The organism is Mesorhizobium sp. B1-1-5 (genome assembly GCF_006443065.1).
GTDB lineage: Bacteria > Pseudomonadota > Alphaproteobacteria > Rhizobiales > Rhizobiaceae > Mesorhizobium.
Map to the genome: position 1 here is coordinate 43048 of NZ_VFWS01000025.1, position 11512 is coordinate 54559.

The 11512-nt window shown below is 58.0% G+C and carries 7 protein-coding genes; 4 read left to right on the forward strand and 3 right to left on the reverse strand.

Going from position 1 to position 11512, the window contains the following annotated elements:
- Positions 1 to 513 precede the first annotated feature (513 nt).
- The 3 genes from FJ980_RS11510 to FJ980_RS11520 all read right to left on the reverse strand — a co-directional run bounded on the left by FJ980_RS11510 (position 514) and on the right by FJ980_RS11520 (position 3849).
- Entirely contained in the window at positions 514 to 864 is a 351-nt protein-coding gene (locus tag FJ980_RS11510) for a hypothetical protein (protein WP_140543008.1), read from the reverse strand.
- A gap of 196 nt (positions 865 to 1060) precedes the next feature.
- On the reverse strand, positions 1061 to 1885 hold the full coding sequence (locus FJ980_RS11515; protein WP_246676397.1) for a hypothetical protein: 825 nt from the start codon (positions 1883 to 1885) through the stop codon (positions 1061 to 1063).
- Positions 1886 to 2376: 491 nt separating this feature from the next.
- A complete protein-coding gene (locus tag FJ980_RS11520) occupies positions 2377 to 3849 on the reverse strand; it encodes a calcium-binding protein (protein ID WP_140543009.1) in 1473 nt (490 codons plus the stop codon).
- Between the two features lie 824 nt (positions 3850 to 4673).
- On the opposite strand from FJ980_RS11520, the gene FJ980_RS11525 reads away from it, so the two are divergent.
- From FJ980_RS11525 to FJ980_RS11540, 4 genes are read left to right on the forward strand one after another with little or no spacing between them, the layout of a single operon-like run.
- Entirely contained in the window at positions 4674 to 5882 is a 1209-nt protein-coding gene (locus tag FJ980_RS11525; RefSeq protein ID WP_140543010.1) for a glycosyltransferase family 4 protein, read from the forward strand.
- Entirely contained in the window at positions 5879 to 7132 is a 1254-nt protein-coding gene (locus tag FJ980_RS11530) for a polymerase (protein ID WP_140543011.1), read from the forward strand. Before FJ980_RS11525 ends, FJ980_RS11530 begins: the two co-directional genes overlap by 4 nt.
- A gap of 1 nt (position 7133) precedes the next feature.
- Complete coding sequence (gene asnB, locus FJ980_RS11535) at positions 7134 to 9128, forward strand: asparagine synthase (glutamine-hydrolyzing) (protein ID WP_140543012.1); 1995 nt, start codon at positions 7134 to 7136, stop codon at positions 9126 to 9128.
- A gap of 1 nt (position 9129) precedes the next feature.
- The gene (locus FJ980_RS11540) at positions 9130 to 11343 is read left to right on the forward strand and encodes an exopolysaccharide transport family protein (protein WP_140543013.1); all 2214 of its coding nucleotides are present in this window, start codon (positions 9130 to 9132) and stop codon (positions 11341 to 11343) included.
- Positions 11344 to 11512: the final 169 nt, after the last annotated feature.

Consider the following 11512-nt stretch of genomic DNA (forward strand, 5'->3'; position numbering starts at 1 on the left):
ACTTGGAATTCAAGTGCTTGGAATGTGACCATGCCTTCAAAAGGAAAGGGTCGTGGTTCAAGGTGATCTCGACCTTCAAATGTGAGGGCTGCGGAGCTGCGAACCGCATCGGGTATGCCGACAAATTGGCGTTGTTCGAAAAGCACTCAGCACCGTTTGGCTGATCGCAAGCCGACCGCGAAAGGCGGCTCGACAACTCGCCCGCTGGAGTGGCGTTGGTTGAACCGCCGCGCCTAGTCGACCTCTGGAGAAATCGGCCCGGTATTTTCGTATTCGCCGTTCAATAAGCGAGCGGCCCGGCACGAGAACGGGGGAGCCCACGGGCCGAGCCTGACCGGCGGGGGCACAGACTAGATACAGGGCACCGGCTGATGCTGTTGTAACAAATCTCGATGGAGCCTCCGCCGTGCGAACGAAGGACCACTCATACGGATTGTCGCGACTCCGTGGAGCGGCCCGGCCGCGCTGAGCATCACCCCTGACCCAGTTATTGCGCATTGCATGGTGACGGCATCATAACTGTGCGAAAAATTGCAACTTATCCCTCGCTTGAATGAAACATTTGTCGCCGATACCCCGTATGCAAAGGAAGCAGGGGGGTGAAATATGCTGCACGAAGCCAACGGAGACTGCGCGATAAATCTGAGCGAAGACGAAGCGCGCCTTGCTGAGCGCTACCGCTTTCTTTGCGGCCAGCACGATGGGCTTTCCAGATGCGGCATAGCAGCCTGGGTCGGCGCGCTCGCAGGCGGTGTGTTTATCGTCTCGGCGATATTCTTTGGTGGCGGAGAACAGGGCGATCCTCTCTTCATATTCGGCATTGGCGTATGTTGTCTTCTTGCTGGCGGTGTCCTTTGGTTCCATGGACGCCAAGCTGAGAAGCGTCGCTGGCAAGAGAAGAGATCAATCGTCCATAAGTTTCGCAGCCGAGGACTCGGCATACAGCTGAACGGCCAAGTTCATCGTCTGTTCGGCTAGCTGTTGAATGGCTTATGCGCAGCTATGAGGATCTGCGTTCTGCACTGCTGGGGTACCTTCGGTAAAATGATCGCGGCGGTTGCTACTGCGCCGTGTTGTGCGCTTTGAACGCCAAGCGAAGTTCGAGCGCCTCAGGGCTGGCACTGCCTAGCTTGGTGTCTCCGTTCTGCGAACCCCAGGCATAGGCAAAGTCGAATACAGGAGCGGGAGAGTAGGTGGCCCAGCGCGCGAATATCTGCTTCGCCTGGTCCGGTGTCGGCAGTACATAGACGTCCGCAGCCGCTCCGGTACGGGTCTTCCAATTGCCGCCGCCGAAGGCTTGGTATACAGGCACAATCCTGTCGAGAGGGATGCCAGCGGCAACGGCTGCCTCGACCGTTCGATCGATGAAGTCCAAATCGAAAGCTTTGCCGCGGACCGGATATGGATCCAGGCCGAAAAGATCAATCCCTGTGTTGGCGGGATTAAAGGTATTCATGAAGGCGGGGGCTTCGAAAGATCCCATGTCCATCAAAGTAACAAATGTAACTGCCCCGGGGACATTGGCTCTGATCCACTCGGCCTCGGCCTTCAGGGCCGCCGGACTAACTGCTGGAGAATGGTATTTGCCGGTGATGTCCGGCTCATCGCAGAGGCGAAAACCGAACAGCCGCGGATTGCCGATAAATGGCTTCACCTTGGCGATGAAGCGTGGCGTCACGCCGCTGGATTCATTTAGCCATATCAGCCCCTTCATCGCTGGCGGCAAGGCATTGAGTTGCTCTACGGATTGTACATCGGCGAGGTCGAAGCCCGCGCTCGCGATTGCAACGCCCGAGCCGCCGGAGGTGTAGTGAAGCGTCTTGCCGCTTCCACCCGCATACAGCGCCGATTGGCTGCAGATCAGCATCATGAGCAACGCCGACATGCGCAGATTGCTGATGCGTGTGAACTTTGGCGACCTAGCCGTTGGCGCGACGGGCTCCGACTTGATGGGTTGCGCGGCTCGAACCGCTGCGCCATACCCGCACGTTGAACTCGTCGGCATGCTCCAACTATCCACCAAATCGCCCCGCACCGATCCCTTTTAGGCTGTACGGAAAAATTCGGCTTCATCTGTTCGATCGATGGACCAGCTTCGAGGCGGAGTTGGTGCCAAGCCAGCATAGTGGTGGCATCCATGCAGCCCTGTCATCTATGCGCTGCCGATCCGGATGCTGGCTATTTCAGCGCCGTCTTCATGGGCGCCGACATCGACCAGCCGCGCAATCTGACGAAATCGGTGACGGTGGAGTAGGCATTACCGGCGAATATTGTCGCCGGCAATGCCCTGCTTTGCGGAGCTTGGAGGCTCCTATCGACGGCGATCTTATGGCAGGTAAGGGTCTGCGCTAGACCGCCACGAAGAGTATGCCCGCCTTAGACCACGGCGAACGAACTCGCCGTAATCGCAAGATGCGGGGAAAGGGCGGCGAATTGAATCTGAGCTGCGCCGCCTGCGCCGTCACTGTCAAAGTAGAGCGCCCCGGTCGTGCTGTTGTAGACGATATGATCGGTGCTGTCGTGAGCGGCGGTACCGGTATGGAAAGCACTGCTTGCGAGCGCCCCAACGCTGAGCCCTTTGAAGATAGCGTCATCCAGCTGGATCTTGTCCACAGACGGGCTGAAGTCGGTAACCGTGGCAACATTGCTCTTGCCGAGGGCGCTATTGAAAACGAAGGTATCGTGGCCGCCATTGCCGGTCAGCCAATCGCCGCCGCCACCGCCCTTTATGACGTTGTCGCCGGCATTCCCGATGATGTGCTGACGCAATTCGTTGCCGGTCAAGTTGATTGCCGTTGTGCCCGCGTCCTTCTGGGTGCCGAGGACCTCAATCGACGAGCCGGCAGCAAGCGCATAACTCACCGACGTCCACACTCTGTCCTGGCCCTGGCCAGCGGCCTCGACCACCTTGCTGGCGGCATTGTTGACATAGTAGTCGTCATTGCCCCCATAGCCCGCCATCGTGTGGACGGCGTTGTCGGCCGGGTGTAAAACATTGTTGCCGCTGGTGCCTTTTATGTCGGCGGTCGGGGCCGTGACGGGAGGGGTTGTGGTACTGGTGCCAGTGCCAGTGCCAGTGCCAGTACTGGTGCCAGTGTTGGTGCTGGTGCTGGTATGGGTGTTGTGATCCAGGAAAAACGCCCGCATTGACGATGTGTTGCCAAGCGAGGTCTCGCCATTCTGCGAGGACCACTTATAGGCCATGTCAAAGGCTGGCGACGGGACGAGCTTTGCCCAATGGTCCAAGATGGTCTGTTCCTGGGCGGTGGTAGGCATCACATAAGACCCGCCCGTATTGGTCGACCACCCGCCGCCGCCAAACGTCTGGAACACAGGAATGATCGCACTCTGCGGAATGCCCGCCTTCTCGGCTGCAGCGACGGCTCTGTCGATGTAGTTGAAGTCGACCGCGGACGAGCGCACGGGGTAGGGATCGAGCCCGTAATAGTCGATTCCCGTGTTGGCGGGATTGTACGTGTTGGTGTAATCGGAGGCCGTGAACGACCCCATGTCCATCAGCGTAATGAAGGTTTTCGCGCCCGGGAAATGGGAGTGAATCCAGTCGGATTCGGCCTTCAGATTCGCAGCGCTGACCTGTGTATGATATTTGCCCGTGGGGTCGGGCTCGTCAGTGAGATAAAAGCCAAAAACCTTGGAATTGCCGAGGAGGGGCGTCACCTTGTCTATGAAAGACTGGGTCACCCCGCTGCTTTCGTTGAGATATATCAAGGCCTTGGTGCCGTTAGGCAGCGCGTTGACCGACGACGCGTACTGAAGGTCGATCAAGTTGAAGCCATCAGCTATGGCGCCGGAGGCGGGGGCGCCATAGGCGTAATGCATGGTAGCCATGCGAACATCCTTCTTCTGATTGATAAGCGCCCCACTCCCTGCCTAACCGAGAGGGTACATTAGCGCCAAATCAAATACGGAAATACGTTGATAGAATGATTGATCGACGAGTTTACCAGCACCAAAAACGCCTAATCTTACAGTGATTTGCATCGAATTTCGGTGTTTGATGATGCATCAAATTAGCCGGGGATATCACGATTCCGTTGTTCAACCTTCAGGCTACAAAGACCGACGATGCGGTGATCGAAACGCTGCTGGAACCAAAACAACCCGATACCGATAGAATCATTGATGCTGGGCGCAGAACACAGCAGTAAGGAAACGGTTGTCAGGATCAATTCCCGGATTTTTGGGAAAACTTGAAATTTTCTCGGGTGTGACCAGTGCGAGGCACTCCCTTTTTCTAAGCAAAGGAAACTTCGCTTGAGTGCTCTCTTCCTTTAGGCATTTTGCGGGGAACGTATCTTCGTCGATAGCTCGTCAGATCCAGGGTTTCTGCGATCAGCCGCGTTCGCCGAACTAGGACTTGAGGAACGGTTGAACCGACGCAGCTCAAGCTGAGACCATGTCACCGGCTCAGAGGCAGCCGAGCCTCGAAACCCCTCGCCGAAATGGACATTCAATTCGCGCTCCGACGCAGCCGCGCGCACCCTGAGATCGGTCCGCTCATTCAAACGGACGAGGACATTGGGCAAGCCTGCCCGTACCGTGAACCCTGGCGCAAAACATGTATCTGAGTAGCGAACCAGGATCATGGAAGCACGAAGAAATGCTGACCAGTGCACGCAACCCAAGTCAGACGGGCGGTCGGGGGAGACAGCATGAATCCGCATCTTGTGTGTGTCGGAGGCGAGGACCACGCCTTCAGGATTCCGTTTCTGCTGTCGCTGCGTCAGAAGGGCTTCCAAGTCACTGCGGTGTCGAGCGGTCCGGATACAGCATTTTCGCAGCACGACATTCCGCATCGACGCTACGGCTTCGACCGATTTTCCAGCGGGAGTGGAGGCGCCGTAAGGACGATCAGAAAACTGATCTCGGACCTGCGCCCGGACATTGTACAGAGTTTTGATACCAAGCCTAATCTCTTGACGCCGTTGGCGATAAGGGGGGCCGTTCCGGTCATCCGCACCATCAATGGTCTTGGCTGGACGTTTTCTTCTCGTGAGCCGAGGGCTATGGCGCTGCGCCCGATCTTCTCGGGGTTGCAGTGGCTTTCGTCGCGCTGGACGGCTGCCACGGTTTTCCAAAATCGTGATGACAAGGCGTTCTTCGAGCGCTACCGGCTCATCGGGCGCGGGACTGGTCACCTGATCTGCAGTTCCGGCATCGACATCGACGGCTTTACCAGGGCAAGACAGAGCGCGCCGTCATCGCAGGCGATGCGCGAGCAGCTTGGGCTGTCATCGGCTGAAGTGATCATTTTTGTCGGCCGGCTGACGCGCGAGAAGGGCATCCCAACGCTGCTTAAGGCAGTACCCCGCGTTCTTGAAAAAAGGCCGAATGCGCGTTTCGTGCTTGTCGGTCCATGGGAATCCGAGGGGCCGTTCGCCGTCGACAAATCGCAAATCGAACGCCATTCCCCTCATGTCATTGCCCTAGGCCCACGGCACGATGTTCCTGCCCTTCTTGGCATGGCGGATCTGTTTGCCTTTCCGACACAATATCGGGAGGGAGTGCCGCGCGTCCTGCTCGAGGCGGGATTGGCTGGACTGCCTATCGTGGCGTCAGATATGCCGGGCTGCAACGAAGTGGTCCAGCCCGGCTGGAACGGATACCTGGTTCCGCCTGGCGATGCCGAGGCATTTGCTTCCAGGATAAATCAAGTCTTGGCCGACCGCCCCGCCGGGGCGGCCATGGGCGCTCGTTCCATCGAATTCGTCAAGCAGCATTTCGCGCTGCCGCTGGTGGTCGCCCAGTATTGCGATCTTTACCGGCATATTCTTGATGCCAAAGCCCTTGGCGCCTCAGTTCAGGCCCCGCAGACCGAAAAGAATGCCGCATTCCGTCCGTTGGGCGAGGTGCGCCAATGATCCGAGACGTCCTGTTGGCCGGCGGCGTTGCAATGGCTTATGCATCGCAACTCGAAATTCCAGGGGCGCCGTTCGGAATCAGCGAATTGTTGCTGGCGGTTTGGATACTGATTTCGATTGGCCGCGTACTTGCCGGTGGTCGACTTGAAGCCACGCCGGCCCTTTCGATTTTTGCCGCCTTCTGGGGGATCATGGCATTCGCTCTCGGGCTAGGCCTGATTGTCGGCATGCTTACGAGCGTTCAGTACATGGACGCGCCGGTTCACGACATGATTGCCTATCTATTGCTGGCATTCGTTACATGTCTGCTTGCGGCTGATCCTCAGGCGGATCGTCATCTGCGTCGCACCGCGTGGTGGGTGATCGTCATTGCGAACGCGTGTTTTGTTTTCCAATTGGCGCTTGGCTTCGGCTTGCTCCATCAGTCCGGAGTGAACCCTTGGTTTTGGGACAGGTTCACAGGATGGTCGGACAACCCAAACCAACTGGCTCTTTATTGCGCGCTGTTCGGTCCTCTTGCGCTATACCTTTCAATGACAACAAGTAATATGGTAGCCAGGACGTTTGGCATTGTAAGTATTGTTCTCATAATATACGTCGGAAGATTGACTAAAAGCGATACTTATCTATTGACAATAGTGATAACCGGTCTGGTTTTCCTGATGTTGCGCGTCCGGAGATGGGTCGCGGTTGGCGGAAGGGTCACTCTTGGTCGTCAAATCAGCCTTTTGCTGTTGCTTGCTTTGTTCCCCCTTGCAATCTCCGCAACACCCTATGTGCTTGCGGAAACGAGCACCGTTGAAAACTTCGCCAAGAGCCTGACCAAAGGCGAGGGCGGTGAGGCGACGGCCGAGACAGCCAATCTGCGCATCAATATCTGGACCAATGCTCTGGGCAAGGGGTTGGGGTCTGCTTCGCTGGGCCTCGGCCCAGGACCACATGTCGACAGATCTGTTGTGACCAAGGAGTTTATCGACCTGCCTTTCGAGGCTCACAGCACATTACTGGATTTGTATACTCAAGGAGGCATTCTGGCGGTTCTCGCCCTGTTGTGGATCCTTGGCATCGCGGCCATCTCTGCCTGGCGTGCAAGGCTCGACGCTCTGGTGGCACTCGTCTTGTCGATCGGCATCTTCGGCTTCCCGCATCTGGTCATTCGCCACCCGATCGTTTGGTTCTCAATCACACTTTGCCTCGTAGCCGGGCAGCGCAAGCCTATCGCGGCAACTGCGGGAGCGAGGAGCCGTTGATATGTGCGGAATCGCCGGGATCCTTCTTGCGCCAGACTCGCCCAGCACAAGGCCGCTCGCAGCTATAGCACAGATGACAACAGCGCTCCGTCACAGAGGGCCCGACGGCGAAAGCTTTTGGAAAGATGTGGAGGCTGGTGTCGCTTTCGGCCACAGCCGCCTGGCAGTCGTGGATTTGTCGGAAACCGGCGCCCAGCCCATGCGCTCGGACAGCGGCCGGTACATAATCACCTTCAATGGGGAGATATACAATTTTCGGGACTTGCGCCGAGAGCTTGAGAACGCCGGCCACACCTTTCGCGGGACATGCGATACGGAAGTTGTGCTTGGGGCCGTGGAGCAGTGGGGGCTCGAAGCTGCGCTTACGCGATTTGTCGGCATGTTCGCGTTCGGGTTGTGGGACGCAAAAACGAGAACTCTTCATCTGGCCCGCGACCGGATGGGGGAAAAGCCGATCTACGTCGCCCCGACCCGCCATGCCCTGGTTTTTGGCTCCGAACTCAAGGCCATTCGGTGTTTCCCGGATTTCCGTCCAGAACTCAATCCCAGCGCCGTAAGGGCTATGCTGTCGCAGGGTTGGGTGCCGGACGACAGTTGTATCTGGCGCGGCGTTTTCAAATTGCCGCCGGGATCGGCTCTGTCCTTAACTGCAGCGGATTTCGCAAAAGCGCGCCGTACGGGAACCGTTCGAAATAAAGTTCGATTCTGGTGGTCGTTGGCAGACGTCGCCGCGAAAGGCCGGCAAGACCCGATCGTCGGCAGCGACGAAGATTTGACGAATGAACTCGATCGGCTGCTTCGGCTTTCTGTTCGAGAGCGCATGTGCGCGGATGTGCCGCTCGGCGCCTTCCTGTCGGGCGGCGTAGATAGCTCGACCGTAGCCGCGCTAATGCAGGTCCAATCCCGAAAATCCATTCGCACTTTCACGATCGCCTTCGGGGAGCACGGTTTCGATGAAGCTCCTCATGCTGCAGCGGTCGCTCAGTACATCGGCAGCGATCATACAGAGCTGCACCTTTCCCCTGCTTCCGCACGCGATGTCATTCCGGAATTGCCCAGTGCCTGGGACGAGCCGTTCGCCGACGAATCGCAAATCCCCACTTTGCTGGTGGCGCGACTTGCTCGCCAGCACGTCACTGTGGCGCTGACGGGCGACGGAGGCGATGAATGTTTCGCCGGTTACGCTCGCCATCTGATGGCGGCGCGAGCAAATCGGCGTCGTCGTTTGCCTTCTTCGCTGCGTGGTTCAGTTGCCGCAAGCATTGGGCTTGTGGCGCGCGCCACCCGTTACGATTTTTTTGGCAGGCTGCCACTTTCAGCGCTCTTCGGCCATGCGTTGCGCGGTGATCGGCTGGAGCGATTGGCTCAATTGCTCGCCGCTTCGGACCAGGAAGAACTGTACCAGCGCCTGGCAGGGTCATCGACGACAAGCCTGACCCGATTTGGCCACCGGGCGTCAACTCGCCGAACACCGCGACTCGACGATTTGTTGTCCCGGCTCCTCTACAACGATATGGCAGGATATTTGCCGGGCGACATCCTGGTGAAGCTGGACCGAGCCAGCATGGCGAACGGGCTGGAAGGCCGCTGCCCGCTGCTCGACCATCGCGTCGTTGAATTCGCCTGGCGGCTGCCATCGGATGCAATGGTTCGCCATGGACGAGGCAAGTGGCTGCTTCGACAGTTGTTGCACCGCTACGTTCCCCGGCGGCTGATAGATAGGCCTAAGCAGGGCTTCGATGTTCCGATTGCGGTCTGGTTGACAGGACCGTTGCGCGCATGGGCGAGTGACCTGTTTGCCGACATGCGCCAGTCAAGAGATGGGCTTCTGGACATCGATAGGGTCCAGACGTGCTGGCGCGATCATGTCAACGGAAAGCGGGATCATTCCCGGGATCTTTGGGCAACATTGATGTTCCTGGCATGGCGCGCCGACGCCAACCGGCTTCCAGTGCCCGCGAGACAGTCGCGCATGCTTGAAATGACGGGAGTTTAAAATGGAAGGTTCGATAGCTAGGCGAACGAAGCTGCCGCGCACCACAGAGATGCGCGTCGAAGTGCGAGAGCCCAATCCGCGCATGCGGCGTCCGCTACGTGACCCTCGAGAAGACCTGACCCCTTTCGGCCAATTGTTGGTTACTTTGGCGGCGCGCAAATGGTTTTTGGTCGCAATGGCTGTTTTGGGCGGTGCGGTTGCGGGTCTAGCCGGCTTCGCCAAGCCGGCGTTGTATGAGGCCACCACGCAAATCATCGTCGACGGTCCGACCAGAAGCGCTCCTCAGCCGACGAGCGGCCAGGATATGCTCGATACCAGCATTGACAACCATCTGACGATGCTGGCCTCACAATCTCATCTGCGTCGGGTAATTGACGCAATTTATAAGCCAACGCCCGATCGGCAGGCCAACCTCAATGGCGCCGCGGCGCAAAACGCCGCTTCCCCAGCCAAATCGAAATCATTTGCAGGTGCATTCTTGGCCGGGATTTGGCCGGATCACGCTGACATGACCCCAGAGGGCAGGGAGGCTGCGAGGCTGAAGGCGTTGAGGCGCTACGTCAGGGTCGGGCAGGAACTGCGATCGCGAGTCATTACCATCGGCTTTACCGATCCGGATCCCGTCCGGGCCGCATTCGTGGCCAACACATTCGCGCAAGTGTATGTCCAGGATCTCGCGCGGACTGCTCAGGCCGCTGATAGGTTGGAGCTCGAATCCGTCGTCGCTGCGCTGCCTGGCGTGCAGTCCGATCTCGCGCAAGCGACCGACCGCCTTGAAAAATACCGGCTAAGTCACGGGACTGTCGACCAGGGTGCCGTTGATAATGCTGTCCGCGACACGGCCGACCTTAATCAGCAACTGTCATTGTCTCGCGCAAACCTCTCCACCGCCGAGGCCCGTGTTCAGCATATTCAAGAATTGCAACGGTCCGGTGCCACGAGCGCGACGCTTGCGAGTGCAATCGGATCGCCGACGCTGAGCGATCTGATAGCCCGGCAGGGTGGCGCCGCGGCCGATGCGGATCTGAATGTTGCCGTCAAGCGCGAAATCGAACAGAGCATCGAACGCATCAAGTCGGAAGCCGACATCTATCGCGCGCAGGTTTCCGCGCTGGAGGCGCGCAAGAATGTGCTTGACGCGGTCGTAGCCGACACAGCAGGCAGGCTTTCCGGGCTTCACGCGTTGGAGCCGGCAGTCACCATATTGACGCAGCGGTACAATGATCTTCTGAACAGGCAACAGGATTTGAGGAACCGCATCGCGGTTCCGTCTGCGGGAGTTTCGATAATTTCGGCGGCATGGCCACCGAGTAACCCGAAAAGCCTTTCACCGATCTTCCTTATCCCGCCGGGTATGGTCGTATTCGGCCTCATCGGGGGCGTCTTGGTTCTCTTGAAAAGTCGCATGAGCCGCACAATGCGCGGTGAGGCTGAGACAGAAGCAGCGCTCGGCTTCCCTGCCGTTGGGCTATTGCCCAGGACATCAAGAGCGAGTGCCAAGCGCTTGCAGACCCTCACTCTAAGCCAGAAAAATTCCGCCTACGGCCGCGCTGCATTGTCCCTATTGATCAATGTGGCCCCCGAACCGGCCCCCGGACGATCGTCGCAGATGATGCTCGTCACTTCCAGCGATAAGGGTGATGGGAAAACAGAGCTGGCATGGAGCCTGGCGCTGTCGGCCACACGCCTGGGCAGCAATGTCCTGTTCATCGACCTTGACCCGCAGGATAAGCAACTGACCAACGACTTTGTGCGCGAATTCAGCATTTCCAAGCCGCATAAGTCGTTTGCGGATTATGTGAAGGGCCGCTGCGAGCTAGACGAGGCTGTCGTGAGCATGCCCGGTATCGGCATCGATTTCATGGCCGCACCCATAGTTTCGGACGATCTTTTGAAGCTATTGGTTGACGTCGATGTGCCGCGACACTTCGCGGACAAGCTGGGCGCCGTGTACAATCTTGTCATTCTCAACGGGCCGCCAGGGTTGCACGGTCCGGAATCCCGACTTCTCAGCAGTTGGGCAGATGCCGTCATCTTTGCTGTCCAGTGGGCCAAGACACCGCGCAGTGTTGCACGCGGCATTCTGGAATCACTGCAGCCTAATGGTTCGAGATCCGCTCCGGTAGGGATTGCTCTCACTGGAGTAAATCTCAAGCAGCACGCCAAATATCATTTTGGGGACAGTGGCGATCTTCTGCTGTTCGGAAAACGATAAGGCACTCAAGCCCCTGGGTCGCAAGAAATGATTATCGAACTCTTTGGACCGCCTGGAGCTGGCAAAGCAGTCTTTGCCCATGCGCTTGCCAAATCGCTGCGCGGGCAGGGCTACGCTACGAAAGTGGTCTTCAGTCACAAAGCAAGTAGAAGGTCAAGGAGTGTAGATC

What these genes read in the sequence shown, in the direction of transcription:
- FJ980_RS11530 (WP_140543011.1), top strand. Translation starts at nt 5,879, where the DNA reads ATGATCCGAGACGTCCTGTTGGCCGGCGGCGTTGCAATGGCTTATGCA.
- FJ980_RS11510 (WP_140543008.1), bottom strand. Translation starts at nt 864, where the DNA reads ATGGAACCAAAGGACACCGCCAGCAAGAAGACAACATACGCCAATGCC.
- FJ980_RS11520 (WP_140543009.1), bottom strand. Translation starts at nt 3,849, where the DNA reads ATGGCTACCATGCATTACGCCTATGGCGCCCCCGCCTCCGGCGCCATA.
- FJ980_RS11540 (WP_140543013.1), top strand. Translation starts at nt 9,130, where the DNA reads ATGGAAGGTTCGATAGCTAGGCGAACGAAGCTGCCGCGCACCACAGAG.
- FJ980_RS11525 (WP_140543010.1), top strand. Translation starts at nt 4,674, where the DNA reads ATGAATCCGCATCTTGTGTGTGTCGGAGGCGAGGACCACGCCTTCAGG.
- asnB (WP_140543012.1), top strand. Translation starts at nt 7,134, where the DNA reads ATGTGCGGAATCGCCGGGATCCTTCTTGCGCCAGACTCGCCCAGCACA.
- FJ980_RS11515 (WP_246676397.1), bottom strand. Translation starts at nt 1,885, where the DNA reads ATGTCGGCGTTGCTCATGATGCTGATCTGCAGCCAATCGGCGCTGTAT.